Consider the following 18,206-nt stretch of genomic DNA (forward strand, 5'->3'; position numbering starts at 1 on the left):
ATGGCGAAAAACGCCGTAAAGACAGCGTCGGAAATCGAAGGATTGACCGCTTTGATGGAGCGGCATGCTGAGGCCCTGTCGGGACAATTGCAAGCGCATCATGTCAAGGTCTTTCCGCCGTCTGCAGAGAAAGGCATCCGAGGGTTTGGGCCGTCGGAGGCCGCAAAGCTTCTCGGCGTCAAAGAATCCTATCTTCGCCAAATCGCGTCCGACATGCCGGAACTGAACGTCAGTACGGGTGCGGGCGGCCGTCGTATATTTTCGATCGAGGATATCCATCAGATCCGGAAGCATATGGATCAGGTGGGTCGCGGAAATCGACGCTACCTGCCCCACCGGCGCGATGGCGAGCAACTGCAAGTCATTTCCGTGATGAATTTCAAGGGTGGGTCGGGCAAGACCACGACGTCGGCACATCTGGCCCAGTATCTTGCCATGCGGGGATATCGCGTGCTCGCGATCGATCTCGATCCTCAGGCCAGCCTGTCCGCCTTGTTCGGCAACCAGCCGGAAATTCATGTCGGTCCGAACGAAACGCTCTACGGCGCCATTCGCTACGATGAAGAACAGCGCCCGATCGAAGAGGTGGTCCGGGGAACGTACATTCCCGATCTCCATCTCATTCCCGGCAATCTTGAGCTTATGGAGTTCGAGCACGACACACCGCGCGCCCTAATGAGCCGCAAAGAAGGCGATACGCTTTTCTACGGGCGGATCAGCCAGGTCATCGAGGACATCGCCGACAACTACGACGTCGTCGTCATAGACTGCCCTCCCCAGCTCGGCTATCTCACGCTTTCTGCGCTGACCGCCGCGACGTCGATCCTGGTGACTGTGCATCCCCAGATGCTCGATGTCATGTCGATGAACCAGTTTCTGGCAATGACGTCAAATCTGCTGCGGGAAATCGAAAATGCTGGCGCCAGGTTCAACTTCAACTGGATGCGGTATCTCATCACCCGCTTCGAGCCGAGCGACGGCCCGCAAAACCAGATGGTCGGTTACCTCCGGTCGATCTTCGGCGAGAACGTGCTCAATTTTCCGATGTTGAAGACGACCGCTGTCTCCGATGCCGGGCTTACAAACCAGACACTCTTCGAAGTCGAGCGCGGCCAATTCACGCGTTCGACATACGATCGCGCCTTGGAGGCGATGAATGCCGTCAATGACGAGATCGAGTCTTTGATCAAGAAAGCATGGGGTAGAACCACATGAGCCGAAAGGACCTTTTGGGGGTTTCCGCAACCGTTCCTGCCGCGCCCTCGCCGCACGACCCGCAATTGGCAAAGAGCCGAACCATGCCGCTTCTCGGCGTTGCTCGCAAGGACCGTGACCCGGCGACAAAGCTGACCGCCAATATCGGCAATGCTTTGCGCGAGCAGAACGATCGCGTGGAACGAGCCGAAGAAATCGAACGGCGTCTTGCCGAGGGCCAGGCGGTGATCGATCTCGATCCGAACGTCATCGATCCCTCGTTCATGCAGGACCGGATGCCGGGCGACATCGATGGGCTGCTTGCGTCTATCAAGGAACAGGGCCAACAGGTGCCGATCCTCGTGCGCCCTCACCCTCATACGTCCGGTCGCTATGAAGTTGCCTTCGGTCATCGCCGCTTACGCGCGGTGACCGAACTCGGCCTGGCGGTCAAGGCGGTCGTCCGGGATCTTACGGACGAGCAACTGGTCGTTGCTCAAGGCCAGGAGAATAACGAGCGCCAGGATCTTTCCTTTATCGAGAAAGCGCGATTTGCCGCCCGTCTGAAGGAACGTTTCTCTCGAGACGTGATCATCTCATCGATGTCCGTCGACAAGGGCGATCTTTCCAAGATGCTCGCCATCATCGAAGCCCTTCCCGTGGACTTGATCGATGCCATCGGCCCTGCCCCCGGCATCGGCCTTAGAAGCTGGCAGGAACTGGCCGATCTGATCGAAAAGGCTTCCTCGGCCGACAACGTCCTCGAACGTGTGCGTTCCACCGAATTACAGGTGCTTCATTCCGCCGACCGGTTCAAGGCGCTGATTGCACATCTGAAGCCGCGCCGGTTGGAACGCGGTCTCCCTGAAGTCATGGCGAGCCCCGCTGGCGAGCGCCTGGCGCAGGTGAAGCAGAGCAAGGCGAAGGTGGAAATCATGATCGATCGGAAGGCGACGCCGGACTTTGCGGCCTTCGTGCTCGAGCAATTGCCGGCGCTTTATGAAGCGCACCGTGCGAAACAGAAACAGAAGAAGGAAGCGTAACGCGCAAAAGAAAAGAGCCCCCTCAACGTTGCCGTCGCGGAAGCCCTTCTGTCTCTTTAGCACGAACAGAATCGCATTTCCTCAGATCCTCGTCAAGAGTCTTTGGCACCGATTTGGTGAGCAAATTTCTTTTGCCTGCTGAAAGGTAAGAGACGATGCAAACGGGAAATGTGACGACGCCCTTTGGGCGGCGGCCGATTTCGCTTGCCCTGGTCAGACGGCAGCAAGCTGTTGCCGAGATCAAGGCGGGGAAGTCGGCAGAGAAGTGGAAAGTCTTTCGCGACGTTTCCGCGGCAATGGCGCTGCTTGGCATTCAGTCCAACAGCTTGGCGGTGCTTGACGCCTTGCTGAGCTTCTATCCGGAAAACGATTTGCGCCAGGACGCATCGCTCATCGTTTTTCCGTCGAACGCGCAGCTGTCATTGCGTGCCCATGGCATGGCGGGTTCCACCCTCCGACGGCATCTTGCGGCGCTTGTTGAGGCCGGCCTGATCATTCGAAAAGATAGCGCCAACGGTAAGCGCTACGTACGCAGAGACCACACGGGTGATATCGAGAACGCCTTCGGTTTCGATCTTTCGCCATTGCTGTCTCGCGCGGAGGAGCTCGCCATGTTCGCGCAGCAGATCGTGGCGGAGCGCGCCGCCTTCAAAAGGATGAAGGAGAATCTGACGATCTGCCGGCGCGACGTGCGCAAGCTGATTTCGGCGGCCATGGAGGAAGGGGCAGACGGCGATTGGCAGGCGATCGAAGGCATTTATGTAGGGTTGATTGCCCGACTGCCACGCACGCCATCGACCGCTGACGTGAACGCAATCCTCGAAGAAATGCAGATGCTGAAAGAGGAAGTGCTCAACCGGCTGGAAAATCAGGAAAAAGCAGAAAATCCAAGCGGCAATGCTGCCCATACCGAGCGGCACATACAGAATTCAAAACCCGAATCCTTCAGTGAACTTGAACCTAGCTCCCGAAAAGAGCAGGGGGCAAAATCGAGCGAGGCGAATGGAATCCAGCGAGAGCCGTTGAAGGCATTCCCGCTCGGCCTGGTGTTGAAGGCCTGCCCGCAAGTTATCGATTATGGGGCCGGCGGCGCGATAGGGAGCTGGCGCGAGTTGATGTCCGCAGCCGTCGTCGTCCGGTCGATGCTGGGGATCAGCCCGTCGGCCTATCAGGAGGCGTGTGAGATCATGGGGCCGGAAAATGCGGCGATCGCGGTTGCCGGCATCCTGGAGCGAGCAAACATGATCAATTCTCCGGGCGGATACTTGCGGGATCTCACGCGACGGTCGGAGCGAGGCGAATTTTCGCTGGGGCCGATGATTATGGCCTTGTTGAAGGCGAATGGCCTGGCGCAAACGAGAGCGGGGTAGGGGCGGCCGGGCCATTTCGAAGAGAACCGCGGGGAAGTTTGCCCCCTCCATAGGCTCGGTAGAAAAGTTGGTCGCGACCAACTCTGCTAAACCCTTGTAGTCGTTTGAATTTTGAATTTCGATATTTTGGAGCGAAATCACCAGCTGGGAGTACGGCCTTCGAGGAAGACCGAGGGGGTAGTCTCCGATAGGCGCGGCGTCGGGCGGCAGGAGAAGCGAGCCAGTCGTCGGATCATCGATCCTGCAGATAGGCCAAAGGCGCATCATCGTATGAAGAGGCGCTCGATCTCCCCTCGCTGTTCGGCGTGTTTGGACGGATTGTCGTTCCTTAGTTTTTGCAGGTTGAGGATCTTCCAGCGGACCGCCGGCAAGGCGAGGGCGTGCGGCAAGCCGATAACCTCGAAGTCGGGGTCACCATCGTGAAGGGACAGCAGAAACGTGCGGGCCTTGTCATCAAGGCGCTCCTGGATGTCCTTCAGGAACCGCTCCCGGACATCCAGCAATTCGTCTAGCGAGACCTTCTCGATTGTCATCCCATCGAATTCTTGATTGAAGACATGGGCGACGTCTGCCCTTTTGGGCTGCAGCAACTCGTGGGGCGGGCGTCCGGAGCTCGCCACGTAGACGAGGAAGGTGCGAAACAGCGGGTCGGTCAGTCCCTCGTTTTCATAAAGCAACTTGATGTCGAAGAGATCGCGCGGATGCTGGCGATCGACCGCTGCATGCATCTTGCCGCCGAAGAGGTCTTCGAAGGCGACAACCTGCATTTCTGCAAAACCAAATTGATCTTCGACCCGCTCGCTGACCCTGCGTCGTTCGACGGGGTGCACCGTGCCGCGGGCGACCGGAGAGGTTTCGATCTTGATTGCGGTCTGGCCCCGCCTCACCTCGACGCGTGTATCGCCGCCGCCACCGCCAGCTATTCGCTTTGTCCGGACGCCCTTGATGCTTTCGACCTTCCCAGCGACCCGGTCGAGGGCCTCGTCGATTTCGGCCAGGCTCGCGACCCTCGGTTTGAGCGGAAGGTAGGTCAGGTCGATATCGACCGAGAGACGCGGGAGATCTCTGTAGAAGAGATTGATGGCGGTTCCACCCTTCAAGGCGAAAACTGGTTCGTCGGCAATCATCGGCAAAGCCTGAACGAGGAGCTCGAGCTGGAAAATATACTGTTCACGGGTCATCGTTGCCCTCCGGCTTCCCGGGAAGATACTCTTCCGGAATGGTGATACGGTATGTGGGATGCAGTTTACCGCCCTTGATGAATGAACGGTCGCCGCTTCCAAGATCGACGATCGATCGGTCGACATGCTTGAGCCAGGCATGCTCGTGGCGGTCGGCAAATACGAAAAAAAGCCTTTTCACCTGGACCTTGGTGCAGTCGGCCAGAAGCCCGGTGATACGACGCGGGCGCAGGTTGGTCAGACCCTCGAAGATCGTATCGATGTTGTGAAAGCTTTCGTTGCCCGGCAGTTCGTCCAGCGCTTCGAGGATGGCCCGCTCCGGCGCTGAAGCGCGTATCGTCCAGTTCTGTAGAAACAGGATGGCGTTGCCGTCCGGTTCAGCCGCCAGTGGTTCGATGCCAAGATCCGCCGTCTTGAAGAGTCGCGTGCTGCGGAGGACGGGGAGGCCATTGGTGGGAAGGTTCACGAGCCAGCGGGGCGCATCGGCATAGAAGAAGACTTTTTCGGCGTCCCCCAGCGCCAGGTAGTGCACATGCCCGCGAAGCCCGAGCGCCGTGCGGCCGCCGACGTGGAACTGGTAATTCATGATCGTCTGTGCAGACATGACGGCAATGCGCCAGTCGATGCGTTCTTCTGCCGAACCATCCCGCGAGGGACGCCGATAGACGCCATGTATGACGGGCTCCAGCCAGCCGCGGCGCAAATAATCATGTGTCGAGCTCCGGCGGATTTCCATTTTCCGCATCCATGCGGAATCCACGATGAAACCTGCCGGAACCTCATCCAGCATTGACTTTAATTTGCCGCGTTTTTGATAGCTCATGACGGACAAAAATGGCACCTTTTAAAGTGGCCGGCAAGAAGACCTTATAAAGAGGGAAAAATGTCCGTTTCTAACGGACTTTCACGGTTAATCATGTGGCGGCGAAACCTGCCCGTCATTGTTCATCTTGAAGCCATTTTGCCCAAAGCTGCAGAAAGGCACGATAGTTCATCATGCCCACACGCAAAAATTGCAAGCCTTCAATCCTGCGATCCTTCTCTTTCGTACTCACGAAGCAGAACGCCCGAACCGGCGCGCCAGGTGTGCTTCGACCGTGCTCATCAAGATAAAGCACGCCGCCATGAGCAAGACCGTTGCGTAAGACCTTGCAAAAGAGGGCAGCCGTTAGCGCAGCCCCTGCAGTCAGCCCCGCTGGCAATTGGAAAGCAGCTCCCACGTCGGCAGGCAAACCTCCTTGCGAAAGGTCCGGGATGCCCGTACCCTTCGGCAGATAATGGTATCGCCAAACGTCAGGTTGGTAAAATGGAGCTTGGGAGATCGGGTGGTTGCCGATGTTTTTTCGCATGGCTCCAGCTAATCGGCTGCTTAGGACGCCGTCATTCAAATGGCCGACTGCGTGACCCATCTCCGGTTTCCATATCCGCTCGATCGGTAGGTTGATCATCGGCGTGGAGATCGCCAATAGGAACGACGCGTTCAGGGGGACGGAACCGTCATCGCGTTTTTCAGAGATCAGTGGCCAGAGCTAGTCGATCAGCATTTGGCAACGACGCGGGATGTCGATGCTGAAACTTTGCGGGTTTTCCATCGGCGTTCATCTCCTGGCGATCGAACCCTCGGGCGAGGGCGCCATCGTCGTCCACTGACACATTCTTATCCCGGTCCCGAACCGCACGTAAAATTCTCAAATTAGCTAGTCCCTTGGCTCTTCTGCGCTATCGGCTGCGATTTGCTAGTTGGGATGATTTCCTATTTTAGTTTGGCCCGACTTTTAGGGCGAAATGGAACAAAACAAGAACCAAATTAGTATTCTTACGCACATGAAGTCCTATTCAAGGCGAACCAGGGGAAGCCCGTGGACAATGTCCCTCGCGCGCAACGCCCGGGGAGGAGCTGAGGGAGCGGATTGCACACCTGGACGCTCCCTTCGCTTTAGCACCTCGTGCACAACTCGTCGCGGATCGGTTCGACTGGCATTGCCTTCGGCCCGGGCTGTCGGCAAAGCTGAAGCATGGCCGTGCCAGTCTTCACCCGAGGGCTTCGATCCCTGACGCAGCATTACCGGATCTTGGCCGCAAAGGAGGCTTCGCTTGCCGAAGAGACGGTGGGACATGGTGAGGAGGCGATAGAGGAAGAGGAGGGAAGGGGAACGCTGTGACGGATTGAGAGGGTTGGAGAGAGGCTCCGCCCGGTTCGTCATGGAGAAACCGACATGGCCCAGGCCATTCAGAAAATCACCCTCAGCGCAGCCCGGGATGTTCCCTTCAACAAGCTGGTGCTCAGCCAGCAGAACGTCCGCAAGATCAACGCAGGCGTCTCGATCGAGGACCTGGCGGAAGACATCGCCCATCGCGGGCTTCTCACCAGCCTCAACGTCCGTCCGGAGCTCGACGGCGATGGCAAAGAGACCGGCATCTATCGCATTCCGGCCGGCGGGCGCCGTTATCGTGCCCTCGAGCGCCTGGTCGCGCAGAAGCGACTGGCCAAGACTGCAGGTGTTCCCTGCATCGTCAGCAAAGGCGAAACCCTCGAGGTCGAGGACTCGCTCGCCGAAAACGTCCAGCGAGTCAGCCTACATCCGCTCGATCAGTTCCGCGCCTTCCAGACCTTGCGGGAGCAAGGGCTCGGCGAGGAGGAGATCGCCGCACGCTTCTTCGTCTCGGTCGCGACGGTCAGACAGCGGCTGCGGCTGGCATCCGTCTCACCGCGGCTTCTCGACTTCTATGCCGAGGACGAGATGACGCTCGAACAGATCATGGCATTCTCGATCACCAACGACCAGGTTCGCCAGGAGCAGGTCTGGGACACGATCTCGCGTTCGCATAGCCGCGAGCCCTATTACGTCCGTCGGCTGCTGACCGAAACTGCAATCCGTGCCAGCGACCGCCGCGCCGTCTATGTCGGCATCGAAGCATACGAGGCCGCAGGCGGTGTGACCATGCGCGATCTGTTCGACCAGGATCAGGGTGGCTGGCTGCAGGATCCGGCGCTGCTCGAGCAGCTTGTGATAGAAAAGCTCAAGACTGACGCCGAGGCGATCCAGGTGAGCGAAGGCTGGAAATGGGTCGAAGCCGCGTTCGATTTTCCCTATGGCCACACCTCCGGCCTGCGCCGCGTCTACGGCGAGCAGGCCGAAATGACTGATGAACTGGCCCGCTATGACGCCACCCGTGCCGAATACGACAAGCTCGACGCAGAATATGCGGAGGCGAGCGAGTACTCGGAAGCGACCGAACAGAAACTGGAGGAGCTTGGTGCCGAGCCCGACCGGCTCAACGACCGGCCTTTCGTGTTCGATCCACAGGAGATCGCCCGCGGCGGCGTCTTCATCTCGCTCGGCGCCAGCGGCGAGCCTAAGATCGAGCGAGGCTTCGTGCGACCCAAGGATGAACCGAAGGATGAGACGGATCTGACGGATGATATCGGTGACGATCATGACGCTCATGACAGTGCTCGCCCGGTAATCGGCGCCGCCGGCGAGGAAGGCACCCAACCGGACGACGAGGACGAAGCGATCAAGCCACTTCCCGATCGCCTGGTTCTCGATCTCACGGCAGCTCGGACGATCGCTTTGCGCAATGCGCTTGCGAACGATCCCATCATCGCCTTTGTCGCTGTCCTGCATGCTTTTGTCCTGAAAACCTTCTACGTCTACGGCTCGGATTCGTGCCTGGAGGTGACGCTGCAGAGCGCTCGCTTCAGCCAGACGCCCGGCCTCGGCGATACGGTCTGGGCGAAGGAGATAGATCAGCGGCACGATGGCTGGGGCCAGGATCTTCCCAAAGAACCGAATGATCTGTGGGATTTCCGGCACCAAGATCACCTTCTCCGGCATGGACTACAATGACCACGACCGGATCTGGGCGAAGCTCGACCAGGCGCATGCGAAGCATCCCGACATGGTATTGCTGCACGGCGGCTCGCCGAAAGGTGCCGAACGTATCGCGGCCTGCTGGGCGGACGCGCGCCGGGTGACGCAGATCACCTTGAAGCCCAACTGGACCAAGCACGCCAAGGCCGCGCCGTTCCGGCGCAATGACGAGATGCTGTCGGTCATGCCCGCCGGATTGATTGTCTTTCCTGGAAACGGCATCACCGGCAATCTCTCCGACAAGGCACGCCGGCTCGGCATTCCTGTCTGGCAGGCTTCAGGAGACGGCACGTGAGCGCCGCTTTCCTGAATATATGGAAAACATGGGGAAGATGGATTATATGGAAATTGAAGTGGAGACAATAGCGATGAAGCAATTCACGACAGGTGACTTGAATAAACAAATCGGCGATATCACCGACGCGGCGAGCCGCGAGCCGGTGATGCTCACCCGGCACAAGAAGCCGCGTTTCGTGCTGATGAGCTACGAGCACTATGAGCGCATGCGCACCGGCGGCGATCCGCGCCGGGCCTATCATATCTCGGAAATGCCCGCCGAGCATGCAGAACTGTTCGACGAGGCGCTCGATAAGTTGGCGCGCGGCGAAGGCTACGACGATGAGCCGTGAATTCCGCCCCGGCGAGGTCATCTCCTATCCCTATCTATGGGCCTGGCAGCAGCAGCGCGGGGAAACCGAGGGCCGTAAGCAGCGCCCCGTCTGCGTCGTCGTCGCCATCCGCAATGCTGCCGACGGAAACACCCACCTGGCGCTTCTCGCCATCACCACCCAACCGCCGCAGACGGGCCGGATCGCTCTGGAGATCCCGGAGATCGAGCGCAAGCGTGCGGGCTTAAGCGATCTAAAGCAGTGCTGGATCATGGTCGACGAATACAATTACGATATTGTCGAACGCTCCTGGTACATCGAGCCCGGTCAGGACATCGTCGGCCGCTTCAGCAAGTCCTTCATGGTGAAGATCGCCAGACTGTTTGCCGAGGCGCGCGGCCGAACCGGCCGGGTCAACCGCCACGACTGAGACTTCCCGCATCCCTGCCGCCCTCCGAAGCGACATCCCTTGAAATCACGTCTGTCACTCGATTGCGCTCCGCAGAACTGCAGTCGCGTCAGGAGAGGCCTACAGTTCGAGCGTTATGCCGACCGAAGCCGTCTTTGATGATGAGGATGGGATCAGGACTGTGCCAATCTCTCGCGATGTGCCCGACTGGTTGACGGCCAGGGTCCATTGATCCGAACACCACGACGCATGTCACGAGCGCGGCACTCCGCGCGGCAGCAAACGGCCGCCACGGCGAGGTCTCCTGACGACGTCGCAATCAAGGACCATTCCCGTTCTTTATGTCGCCTTTCTAAGGGACCGGCCGCGATCAGCGTCAACCCCGCAAGGGGGTTTCCCTTCGCTACGCTCCGGTGACGCCTGCGGCGCGGTCCCTTCTTCGGGCGCCATCGGGAATGGTCCCGATGCAACGAAGGAGACAATTCCATGGCTACCACGATCGCAACCCTCACCGAAAAGACCGACGGCACTCTCGAAGGCGTCTTCGCCACCATCCGGGTCAACGCCCCGATCGCCCTCGTCCCGAACGCCAGCAAGGCGAGCGAAGAAGCCCCGGACTACCGCATCATCCACCGCAAGACCGGCTTTGAGATCGGCGCGGCCTGGAACCGCATCTCCCGCCAGGCCGGCGAAGAATACATCTCCACGAAGCTCGAAGCGCCCGAGATCGGCGTGATCTTCGGCAACGTCGCCCCGGCGCCCGGCGGCGAGCCCGGCAAGAAGGTGATCCTCTGGAACAGCCCTGCCTGAACCGGACCGCCGGCCCCGCAATCGGGGCCGGCCTCCCCATTCCAAAGGAGGCCGCCATGAGCCGCTACACAATTACCGTCACCAGGACCGCATCCCGCCACTCCGACCCGGATGCCATTGTCGGCTACGACCGCCCGCTTCAGACGTTCTTCCTCCAGGCATTTCTGGGCGCCGGTGGCGAGGATCTCGAACTCTGGCTTGGCACTGACATAAGGGAGTTCGAAACACTGTCGCAACTGCGTACCGCAGCAATCGCACGCGGTTTCGACTTCACACCCTTGGCATCCGGCATTCTTCACAGGCTGCTGGACGACCATGCCCGTGAAGCGCATTACGCGGTCAGCGAGACGATTATCCAGGATCTTCTCAACCGGACATCCGCCCACTAGCTCAAACTCAAATGACCTTAGCCCGGCGCAACGCCGGGCTAATTTTTACTTGGCCAACAAGATTACTTGTTCAGCGCATCCTTCAATGCCTTGGCCGGCGTAAAGGCCAGCTTCTTGGCCGCAGCAACCTTGATCGTCGCGCCGGTCGACGGGTTGCGAGCCTCGCGCTCCGGTGTCGCCTTCACCTTGAACTTGCCGAAGCCGGGCAGCGACGTCTCGTTGCCGGCAACGGCTGCCTCGGTGATCGATGCAATCACTGCTTCGACGATCGCCTTTCCCTGGGCCTTCGTGAGGCTGTGTTCGCCGGCGATCTTGTCGGCAATTTCATTGGTCGTGGTCATTTTCTTCTCCGCATCGTTTCAGACGCAGAATCCCTGCCATTGCCGGCCGAAACTGTCATCGACACGCTGCGGCTAATGGCGCGGAAAGCCCCGGATTTCCACAGTTATTCACGTGGTCACGTATCAGTAACCCGAAGACGGGCATCGAGCCCGTCCCCGGGTTTGGGCGCGATACGGAGAGGAAATGTCTGCTCAGTCCATCCGAGGGTGTCATGGGTGCATGACGGCCTCAAGGACGAGCGGTGCCCCCAATTTTGCCTCCGCTCCGGTTCCCTGCACTCCGACAAAATCGGCACCCCCACTCGCCGCCGCTGGCGGTCGCGTTCCGCGATCCCTGACCCCGCCACGCACCCATGACCGCGCGCGTCGTCTTTCACAAACGTCAAGGAGACGACGACGATGCTTCTGGAACAACACATTGAAGAGCTTTGCCTCGAACTGCGCGAAGCAATCGACCAGGTGGAGCGCCGCGAGATCGCAAACGAACTGGAGCTGGCGCGTGCCGAACTGGCGGTGATCACCGCAGAGCAGGAAGGCGCAATCGACACCGAGCCACCCTTCTGAGGGTGGCTTTCGCCATGTCGCCTGGCCTGACGCGCCGGATCGACCGGCGCTTCAGGCCAGCTTCGCGCGCCACCCGCAGATGTCAGAACCTGCGGAGGTTCTTGCGGGAAGGGCGGAAGCGGTGGGATACCCCAACTCCTGTTTCGATCCCATACGATCGACATGAGGATGGCATCCGCCTCCGCGGCACTCTCTTCGCTATCGATCACCCGATGCATCTTGCCGGATATGCGGTGTCGGCCTGTATCCGCGTGACCGTCTCTTTCGCAGAAGCTGAAGGAAGAGCCTGACCGCCTCTTCCTCCCGCGCGAAATGATGCTCCCGCCTTTGACCTCTTGCACCGATTCGGCCCCATCGGCGGATGAGACAGGCATCGCCGAACAGATTCGGTTCAATCGACATGGCATAGTAGCGGGCCATGTTTTTCTTGGCGTCGATGCGTTCGACATAGAGCTGGTAGCGTTGCGCAATCATGAACCGAAGAATCGGGCAAGGCAGACTCGGCGTCCAACGACATATTTGAATCGGTCGGTCTCGATTGATTCATGCTGATGATGGGTTGTCGGCGGCTGATCCGGGCGAGCCGCCTGCGGCGGACGGTGCTATTCGCTGGCGCTCACGGAGCCCGTAAGCGGTCTCCGGTAGGGTAGGCGTGGGGCATCTGCGAACAGAATACCCCTACGCCCTCCTCCGAACCGTGCTTGCACCTTTCAATGCACACGGCTCTCCATATGCGGTTTCACCCGACAGGAACTTGTGACTTCCTGGCAGGCCGGACAGACAATCATCGCCCGACGCTGCGCGGTTGCCAAGTTCCGGTTCGTCAGCGGTTTGTCTCGCAAATGCCGATCGCTTTGACGATGATGCACTGCGAACGGCCCGCGCGTATCGCCACAGATGTCGCATTCGCGCGCATCAAGGCGGTCGATGAGGTCGTTTGGGCTTTTGACCCACCATGCTCCCTTAGTGACATCGTCCACGACTGGACTTGTCCAGGAGAGGCGGCGTAGATGCTTCAGTCGCCACAGTTTGAGGCTGCGAACTTCACCACGTATTACCGAGGAGACCTCGTAATCCGTGCCCTTGCTCAGACGTGTCCGGATCTTTGCCGTTGTTGTCCGATGACGCATCGCCAACGTTTTCACGAGGCTGCGGAACGTCACCAGTTCCAACAGTCCCAACGCTTTTTTGACGTCATCGGCCAACACATAATAGTTGGCGAAGCCACGGAACTCCGAGTTATAGGCGAGGACGATGTTGCGATCGCTGGTATGTGCGAACTGTACTCGTCGATGGCCATTTTTCCTGGCGAGATCGCCGTAGCCATGCCTGCGACAGAACGCGGTGACCCTCTCTCGTGGCACACGCAGACTGACATTGCCGGTGGTCGGGCGACTTAAGATGCGCCACGTCCGCCCATCGGGCCCCTTGCGGTCGGATTTCTGTCCGGCGCCGGTCGAGGTATATGTCGATATGCGGTAGCCAAGAAAGGTTACCCCTTTTGATGCGGCATGGACCCCACTTTTCTCGGGCGCAACGGCGAGCTTCAGCGTTTCCGTCAGATATTGTTCAACGGAAGCCATGATCTCGCGCGCCTCCTGCTTGCTGCCGATGATGCCGATCAGGAAGTCATCGGCATACCGGCAGTAACGGAGCCTTTTGAAGTTCGGCCATAGGATCGACGGACGGCATTTTCCGCCTTTCCTTGTTAAGGCCTTCGATCTGCGCCATCACGGCGTTAATCTGGCCCTGATCCGCGCTACTGGCACGGAGCCGTTCAACTTCTCGGCGGAGGCGATGTACGCGATGTTGTAGCGCCGCGTAGGCCGCGAACGGACGTCGTTTGCGGCCCTGATCAAAGCTCACTCTCAACGACTGCATGTACCTGTCGAGTTCATGCAGATAGATGTTGGCAAGCAGGGGCGAGACAACCCCGCCCTGTGGCGTGCCGCTGTACGTGCGTTCGAAGATCCAATCTTCCATGTAGCCCGCTTTGAGCATTCCTTCGATCAGTTCGATGAACCTGTCGTCATCGATACGCCTCTTCAGAAGCTCAAGCAGAATATCGTGGTCGATGTTGTCGAAGAACCCGCGCACATCCACTTCGATCAGCCATTTGCAGCCCGTCCAAGTTTTCTTGATAAGCTCAAGGGCGCTATGACAGGATCGTCTCGGGCGGAACCCATGTGACTCATCGAGAAACACGGGTTCGTAGATTGCTTCGAGAATGATCCTGACCGCCTCCTGGACGAGCCGGTCCTCCACCGTGGGGATGCCCAGCGGTCGTGTCTTGCCGTTGCCCTTCGGGATATATACCCGTCGGACTGGTCGGAAGCGATAAGTACCCTCTGATACACGCGCGGCAATGTCGGCCAACTCTGACGGGGTTATTACGTCAAAGGTTTTACCGTCAATTCCCGGCGTGCCGGCTCCCCTGTTCCGAGAGACCTTTTCGTATGCCCGCTCGAAGAGGTACGGAGACCTCAACAGGCGGTGAAGGCCGTTTATCTTCCTTCCCGACCCCGACAATGTCGGTAGTGATTCAATTCTTTTCTGGATGGTCGCGGCCTGCATCAGCAGTACCTCTCCGTCAAAGAACGTCTTCTTTGCATACTGCAAATGCCGTTATTGGCGGCATCGTCCTTCCCCCGATCAGAGGCGCTTTCGACCGGACTAGCCGGACTTATACGCGTGCTCGTCCGCCTGTCGGCGGCTGTCCCAGCCATTACGCAGGGCATTTGGGTACTATGACGGCTCCGTCGCCATACAGGTCCGCTAGTGAACCTGTTACAGGCGATCCCGTAGTTGCGTGTGTGAGGAGTCGCGGTGTGTTTAGGTGTCCCGTTTATTTCCTTGACCTTCCGATGGAAGTCGTCTCGCGCGAACTGGCGATGGGGCGCACAGGGCAGCGCTTTCCATCTCGCACGACATAGCGTTTCAGCCGCATTCGCTACAGCCAACCCTTTAGCAACTGGAAACTGGGATTCAGGCATATCAGCTTTCACCATGCACACCTTACTCTGCGCTCTCCAACAGACTGCGGCGTCCGATTTCGAGCCTTATCCCGGCATGCTCTGGTCCCGTTCCCCTTTCGGGATTTCAGTCGTTTTCCGACACCGGTAAGCCGGGTGAGTAAGAGCCAAACGCCACAACGGCGCACCCCATTCGGGTCACGCCCCTCTCGCGGCTGCCGCATCCTCAGTGCGATTATCTGCACGAGCAGCCAGACGAAAAGGTTGCAGGGCCGGCTGCGCTCGGCAAACGGTCACGTCGCCTGTCGGCGACGTGGTCTATCTCTCTCTGACTTCCTATTGTCGCATTCGCCCCGGCGGCCTCAAGGACGTCGCGGCCCCTCCAATTTTTCCGCTGCGCCGCTGACGCGACACAACGAAAAAATCGGTTCCTCCGCTCGCCGCCGCTGGCGGTCGCTTTCGCGATCCTTGACCCCTTGGGTCGCCAATGCGGGCACCTTTTCGTCAGAACGAAAAGGAGACTTCTTATGTCTGATTTCAACTTTCTCATGCTTCATGCCAAGCTCGCCGGCTTCAAGCTTCTCGTGAGCGCGAACCGTATCGGCTGCGAGGATGAATTCTCAAAGATGCTCCACGACCGGCTGATGGCCGGCCTTGATGGGGCTATCCGCTCGACGCGCCGTATCGTGGCCCTGCAACGCGAGTTGGTCATCGGGGACGATTTGGAGGGGACGATATCGTGCCAACTCCAAGGCGAGGAGGAAGTCCTCGCCCGCCGCACGTTTGTGCTCCTCGATGAGCTAGAGATCGATTACTTCACCTATGGGTATCGGGTCAACGGCGGTGAATGGCACAACGCCTTGTCGGCAGACTGCGACGGCATCGAGATCAGCTATCCGACGACCGTCTCGGTGAGCGACACGGAGATCGGTCCCCTCGCTACGATCATCCACGATATTGCGCGGGAAACAGGTATTGCCATCAGCGTCGCGCGCGTCGTTTACGCTTGAGCTGATGGGACGAGAGGCCGTTCCGCCTCTCGTCTTTCCCATTGGCTTGACCGCTTGCAGGCATCGAGCCAGCGCGCGTTCCTGAGGGGAGAGACTTGCCGCCTCTCCCCTCAAACACCCCTCTCCCTGTGGTGCGGGATGAAGCCCGCCCGGCCTTTCGGGCCGGTTGGCGGACGCTGCCGCGACTTTCCCAAACAAGACGGAGAGGATGAACTCCTTGCGCTACGCCCGCATTCTTCGGTCATCCGCTCCAGGTGATCATCCTCTCCTGCGGTGCGCTCGCCGTCTCATCGTTCGCATGTCGTCGATGCCCGTTCCCTCCGGTCGCGGTCCTCTCGACTCCTCACGACGACAGCTCGCTTCAGCATCTCCCATCAAATCGGCCTGGACACCGTGCTGTTCCTCCGGCGCGGATCACAGGCAATGAGCCCGTGATCGCTGTTGCTTTGTCTGGCGACTCGCAACAGCATCGGCGCCTCGGGCATGGTCGCCAGCCCAGTTGGATGATGGATGGCAGGATAGGCTAATGGTATACCATTAGCCGTTTTCGCCCGAGGGGCGATGGCCGAGAGGCATGATCAGTGCCGGAATCTGTCACCGCTTATTCGCAGGCGTAGGGTCTGCCCGGACATGGACTTGGTCCTGGTAGAGGTCGTTCGGCGGCAGAAAGAGGCACCTCCTCACGGCGCCACCTTGAATCGCTGGTCGGTGAATCGGCGGACGGGCAATTCCCCCGTTTCGCCAATCGGTCAATGAGAGATCCGGCGTTCTCGCGTTTCGGCGGTTGGGCTGGTCGGTGGAGCAGCGAATAGGTTCGTCAGCGATTGTGCGACTGGCATAATAGGCGAGGGGGTGCTTCGCCAACTCCGCGCATCGGCGAACCGGCGATCGCGTTTATTACTCATCGACGATTTCGGCGCATAGGTGGTTGAGCAAATCGGCGTTTTGCAGATTGGGAGTATGAACCGATAGGTGATTTCGCGAACGCGCCGTTCGGCGATTGCGCTGATGAGCGATCTTGCGAATGATTGTCTCGGCTACTTTTAGCGTGGATGCTCTTACCTGCCATTTGCCAACGTAAGCCGCCAGTCCATCGGGCATTCCGTTGGCAACCGTCTGCTTGAGAAATTGCAGGAAAGCTGCCAGCCGAGCGCTGAGCAGACGTCGCGACGGATAGAGCGCCGACGCACGCCGAGAATCTCAAGTCGGCCCGACTTGTCCGGCTGACCCACCCAGCACCTGCCGATCGGCTGGAATAGGCGGGGATACCAACGCTCGGATCAATTCTGTTACCTGCAAAAGGCAGGGGCCTTTTTGTGAAAGTTGGGAGCTCCCAACTTCTTCCCGACAACGCTTCGAACGACTGTGCCAGATGACCGGGAATTGCCACGCGTCCAGCGTGGTACTGCCAGCCATCGCCCGTCTTTGCGGACCGGCCCGCCTGGAAGGCCTCCAGATCCCGGCTGCGCGCGGCGGCTACCGACCGTCAGCCCTACCATGCAAGAACGCGTCTTCCCCTAACTTCTTTTGACGTGGCGGCTCAACGCACATCTGTCCATGATCGAAACTTCGCGCTTATGCGTTGATGCGGCGTGTCCCAGTGAAGTCGGGGGAGGTTGGCTTTATACGACGTGACGTTCGGTATGTTTGCAGCGCGACGGCTGGGCGCTACAGGGCCGTGGCTACCGATCATGATCAACTAAACGGTGAGAGTGGTGGGTCACCGCATACGATTTCGAGCGCGTCCGGCTACAGGCTTACCATTCCGCATCAGCCCCCATCGACAGCATGCGGCATAGGCAGACTGCCGCGATGTTGCCAACGCAGCAAGTCGATCACTGGGAATGCGACCCCCGTAAGGGCGTTCGGCAAGAAGAAGACCTGACCATCATACCACGCCCTTCTTAAGGATGAAGTTCCCATAGGCGCGCGATTCAGCCGTCTGGATGACTGCAAATGATCGCATCGCGATGGGATAGTATGCAAACCTCTCGACAGGTTGGCTCGCTATCGAACGCCCCTCTGCCTCACTGCAAACCGCGAGGACGTCTTTGTGTACGTCCAGCAACTCGCCTGGCGAATCGACGGCCTCCATGTGCATCAGAGGCGTTTTGATGAACGTGTCCAAGGGCATCATCTGAAGGATCCCGCGGACTGCAGTCGGTGCATCGACGCCCTCCAAGATGAGAAGCTTTCCGCTCGTGGTTTGGGTCGCCACACGAAAACCGGAGAAGTTTCGATCTACGATTGCCAGTTCGTCGCCATGACCCATGGAGGCCATGACCCACAACACGTCGGCCGTAATAAACGGCGGCACACCCTTCAGCATGGCATCTCCCTCCCAAGAGATTTCACCGACAAGAACGATGAACGATTAGCAGAAAAAAACGATTGCGCAAACGTTTCGATGGCGCTAGCGTGACGACATAGCGGATCCTGG

18 protein-coding genes and 3 pseudogenes are annotated in these 18,206 nt (G+C 59.1%); 12 read left to right on the top strand and 9 right to left on the bottom strand.

All coding sequences use genetic code 11. The features are described 5' to 3' along the window. The 3 genes from repA to repC all read left to right on the top strand — a co-directional run bounded on the left by repA (nt 1) and on the right by repC (nt 3,607). The gene (gene repA / locus ACS4RR_RS24390) at nt 1–1,215 is read left to right on the top strand and encodes a plasmid partitioning protein RepA (protein WP_017969074.1); all 1,215 of its coding nucleotides are present in this window, start codon (nt 1–3) and stop codon (nt 1,213–1,215) included. Beyond that, nucleotides 1,212–2,237: a plasmid partitioning protein RepB gene (gene repB / locus ACS4RR_RS24395; protein ID WP_026154663.1), complete on the top strand. Its 1,026-nt coding sequence runs from the start codon at nt 1,212–1,214 to the stop codon at nt 2,235–2,237. The genes repA and repB overlap by 4 nt, the downstream gene beginning before the upstream one ends. Nucleotides 2,238–2,392: 155 nt before the next feature. Beyond that, nucleotides 2,393–3,607, top strand: coding sequence for a plasmid replication protein RepC (gene repC, locus ACS4RR_RS24400; protein ID WP_456190268.1), 1,215 nt, complete (start codon nt 2,393–2,395; stop codon nt 3,605–3,607). 263 nt (nt 3,608–3,870) lie between these two features. Here the strand turns inward: repC and ACS4RR_RS24405 are convergent, their stop codons facing one another. The 3 genes from ACS4RR_RS24405 to ACS4RR_RS24415 all read right to left on the bottom strand — a co-directional run bounded on the left by ACS4RR_RS24405 (nt 3,871) and on the right by ACS4RR_RS24415 (nt 6,197). Continuing rightward, nucleotides 3,871–4,788, bottom strand: a complete 918-nt coding sequence (locus ACS4RR_RS24405) for a nucleotidyl transferase AbiEii/AbiGii toxin family protein (RefSeq protein WP_456190269.1) — start codon at nt 4,786–4,788, stop codon at nt 3,871–3,873. Beyond that, complete coding sequence (locus ACS4RR_RS24410; protein WP_456190374.1) at nt 4,778–5,611, bottom strand: type IV toxin-antitoxin system AbiEi family antitoxin domain-containing protein; 834 nt, start codon at nt 5,609–5,611, stop codon at nt 4,778–4,780. Before ACS4RR_RS24410 ends, ACS4RR_RS24405 begins: the two co-directional genes overlap by 11 nt. A 115-nt stretch (nt 5,612–5,726) precedes the next feature. Next, nucleotides 5,727–6,197, bottom strand: a complete 471-nt coding sequence (locus ACS4RR_RS24415; protein WP_456190270.1) for a hypothetical protein — start codon at nt 6,195–6,197, stop codon at nt 5,727–5,729. 606 nt (nt 6,198–6,803) lie between these two features. Here ACS4RR_RS24415 and ACS4RR_RS24420 point away from each other — a divergent pair. From ACS4RR_RS24420 to ACS4RR_RS24450, 7 genes and pseudogenes are all read left to right on the top strand, one after another. Then, a complete protein-coding gene (locus tag ACS4RR_RS24420) occupies nt 6,804–6,950 on the top strand; it encodes a hypothetical protein (protein WP_456190271.1) in 147 nt (48 codons plus the stop codon). A gap of 54 nt (nt 6,951–7,004) precedes the next feature. After that, nucleotides 7,005–8,600 (top strand): annotated as a pseudogene (locus ACS4RR_RS24425) (ParB/RepB/Spo0J family partition protein); the annotation flags it as partial. Next, nucleotides 8,599–8,958: pseudogene (locus tag ACS4RR_RS24430) on the top strand (DUF2493 domain-containing protein); the annotation flags it as partial. The pseudogenes ACS4RR_RS24425 and ACS4RR_RS24430, both read left to right, overlap by 2 nt. 73 nt (nt 8,959–9,031) lie before the next feature. Beyond that, nucleotides 9,032–9,292 carry a type II toxin-antitoxin system prevent-host-death family antitoxin gene (locus tag ACS4RR_RS24435; protein WP_033182464.1) on the top strand — a complete coding sequence of 87 codons (261 nt, stop codon included), beginning with the start codon at nt 9,032–9,034 and terminating at the stop codon, nt 9,290–9,292. After that, on the top strand, nt 9,282–9,701 hold the full coding sequence (locus ACS4RR_RS24440) for a hypothetical protein (protein WP_456190272.1): 420 nt from the start codon (nt 9,282–9,284) through the stop codon (nt 9,699–9,701). Before ACS4RR_RS24435 ends, ACS4RR_RS24440 begins: the two co-directional genes overlap by 11 nt. 465 nt (nt 9,702–10,166) lie before the next feature. Then, the gene (locus ACS4RR_RS24445; protein ID WP_456190273.1) at nt 10,167–10,490 is read left to right on the top strand and encodes a DUF736 domain-containing protein; all 324 of its coding nucleotides are present in this window, start codon (nt 10,167–10,169) and stop codon (nt 10,488–10,490) included. A 56-nt stretch (nt 10,491–10,546) separates the two neighbouring features. Beyond that, nucleotides 10,547–10,879, top strand: a complete 333-nt coding sequence (locus tag ACS4RR_RS24450) for a hypothetical protein (protein WP_456190274.1) — start codon at nt 10,547–10,549, stop codon at nt 10,877–10,879. 62 nt (nt 10,880–10,941) lie between these two features. On the opposite strand, the gene ACS4RR_RS24455 is transcribed toward ACS4RR_RS24450, so the two are convergent. Then, nucleotides 10,942–11,220 (bottom strand): HU family DNA-binding protein, encoded by a 279-nt coding sequence (locus ACS4RR_RS24455; protein WP_011654510.1) that lies wholly within the window; start codon nt 11,218–11,220, stop codon nt 10,942–10,944. 399 nt (nt 11,221–11,619) lie between these two features. Here ACS4RR_RS24455 and ACS4RR_RS24460 point away from each other — a divergent pair, with 399 nt between their 5' ends. Next, a complete protein-coding gene (locus tag ACS4RR_RS24460; protein ID WP_456190275.1) occupies nt 11,620–11,784 on the top strand; it encodes a hypothetical protein in 165 nt (54 codons plus the stop codon). Between the two features lie 198 nt (nt 11,785–11,982). Here ACS4RR_RS24460 and ACS4RR_RS24465 read toward each other — a convergent pair whose 3' ends face one another. The 3 genes from ACS4RR_RS24465 to ACS4RR_RS24475 form a co-directional block, all read right to left on the bottom strand. Continuing rightward, entirely contained in the window at nt 11,983–12,258 is a 276-nt protein-coding gene (locus tag ACS4RR_RS24465; protein ID WP_456190276.1) for a WGR domain-containing protein, read from the bottom strand. A 236-nt stretch (nt 12,259–12,494) separates the two neighbouring features. Next, nucleotides 12,495–13,463, bottom strand: coding sequence for a group II intron reverse transcriptase/maturase (locus ACS4RR_RS24470; RefSeq protein ID WP_456190375.1), 969 nt, complete (start codon nt 13,461–13,463; stop codon nt 12,495–12,497). Next, a complete protein-coding gene (locus ACS4RR_RS24475) occupies nt 13,414–14,358 on the bottom strand; it encodes a reverse transcriptase domain-containing protein (protein WP_456190277.1) in 945 nt (314 codons plus the stop codon). The genes ACS4RR_RS24470 and ACS4RR_RS24475 overlap by 50 nt, the downstream gene beginning before the upstream one ends. A 925-nt stretch (nt 14,359–15,283) precedes the next feature. Here ACS4RR_RS24475 and ACS4RR_RS24480 point away from each other — a divergent pair. Then, nucleotides 15,284–15,766: a hypothetical protein gene (locus tag ACS4RR_RS24480; protein WP_456190278.1), complete on the top strand. Its 483-nt coding sequence runs from the start codon at nt 15,284–15,286 to the stop codon at nt 15,764–15,766. A gap of 1,068 nt (nt 15,767–16,834) precedes the next feature. Here the strand turns inward: ACS4RR_RS24480 and ACS4RR_RS24485 are convergent. Both ACS4RR_RS24485 and ACS4RR_RS24490 read right to left on the bottom strand, forming a co-directional pair. Next, nucleotides 16,835–16,945: pseudogene (locus ACS4RR_RS24485) on the bottom strand (LysR family transcriptional regulator); the annotation flags it as partial. Nucleotides 16,946–17,654: 709 nt separating this feature from the next. Beyond that, the gene (locus ACS4RR_RS24490) at nt 17,655–18,095 is read right to left on the bottom strand and encodes an RbsD/FucU family protein (protein ID WP_456190279.1); all 441 of its coding nucleotides are present in this window, start codon (nt 18,093–18,095) and stop codon (nt 17,655–17,657) included. Nucleotides 18,096–18,206 lie beyond the last annotated feature (111 nt).

It is taken from the genome of Rhizobium zaerense (assembly GCF_051810725.1).
GTDB lineage: Bacteria > Pseudomonadota > Alphaproteobacteria > Rhizobiales > Rhizobiaceae > Rhizobium > Rhizobium leguminosarum_I.

Excerpts from the sequence above, each read along its gene's own strand:
- ACS4RR_RS24440 (WP_456190272.1), top strand. The coding sequence starts at position 9,282 with ATGAGCCGTGAATTCCGCCCCGGCGAGGTCATCTCCTATCCCTATCTA.
- ACS4RR_RS24465 (WP_456190276.1), bottom strand. The coding sequence starts at position 12,258 with ATGATTGCGCAACGCTACCAGCTCTATGTCGAACGCATCGACGCCAAG.
- ACS4RR_RS24435 (WP_033182464.1), top strand. The coding sequence starts at position 9,032 with ATGAAGCAATTCACGACAGGTGACTTGAATAAACAAATCGGCGATATC.
- repC (WP_456190268.1), top strand. The coding sequence starts at position 2,393 with ATGCAAACGGGAAATGTGACGACGCCCTTTGGGCGGCGGCCGATTTCG.
- ACS4RR_RS24415 (WP_456190270.1), bottom strand. The coding sequence starts at position 6,197 with ATGGGTCACGCAGTCGGCCATTTGAATGACGGCGTCCTAAGCAGCCGA.
- ACS4RR_RS24445 (WP_456190273.1), top strand. The coding sequence starts at position 10,167 with ATGGCTACCACGATCGCAACCCTCACCGAAAAGACCGACGGCACTCTC.
- ACS4RR_RS24455 (WP_011654510.1), bottom strand. The coding sequence starts at position 11,220 with ATGACCACGACCAATGAAATTGCCGACAAGATCGCCGGCGAACACAGC.
- ACS4RR_RS24450 (WP_456190274.1), top strand. The coding sequence starts at position 10,547 with ATGAGCCGCTACACAATTACCGTCACCAGGACCGCATCCCGCCACTCC.
- ACS4RR_RS24460 (WP_456190275.1), top strand. The coding sequence starts at position 11,620 with ATGCTTCTGGAACAACACATTGAAGAGCTTTGCCTCGAACTGCGCGAA.
- ACS4RR_RS24410 (WP_456190374.1), bottom strand. The coding sequence starts at position 5,611 with ATGAGCTATCAAAAACGCGGCAAATTAAAGTCAATGCTGGATGAGGTT.
- ACS4RR_RS24480 (WP_456190278.1), top strand. The coding sequence starts at position 15,284 with ATGTCTGATTTCAACTTTCTCATGCTTCATGCCAAGCTCGCCGGCTTC.
- repB (WP_026154663.1), top strand. The coding sequence starts at position 1,212 with ATGAGCCGAAAGGACCTTTTGGGGGTTTCCGCAACCGTTCCTGCCGCG.
- ACS4RR_RS24490 (WP_456190279.1), bottom strand. The coding sequence starts at position 18,095 with ATGCTGAAGGGTGTGCCGCCGTTTATTACGGCCGACGTGTTGTGGGTC.
- ACS4RR_RS24475 (WP_456190277.1), bottom strand. The coding sequence starts at position 14,358 with ATGCAGGCCGCGACCATCCAGAAAAGAATTGAATCACTACCGACATTG.
- repA (WP_017969074.1), top strand. The coding sequence starts at position 1 with ATGGCGAAAAACGCCGTAAAGACAGCGTCGGAAATCGAAGGATTGACC.
- ACS4RR_RS24405 (WP_456190269.1), bottom strand. The coding sequence starts at position 4,788 with ATGACCCGTGAACAGTATATTTTCCAGCTCGAGCTCCTCGTTCAGGCT.
- ACS4RR_RS24420 (WP_456190271.1), top strand. The coding sequence starts at position 6,804 with ATGGCCGTGCCAGTCTTCACCCGAGGGCTTCGATCCCTGACGCAGCAT.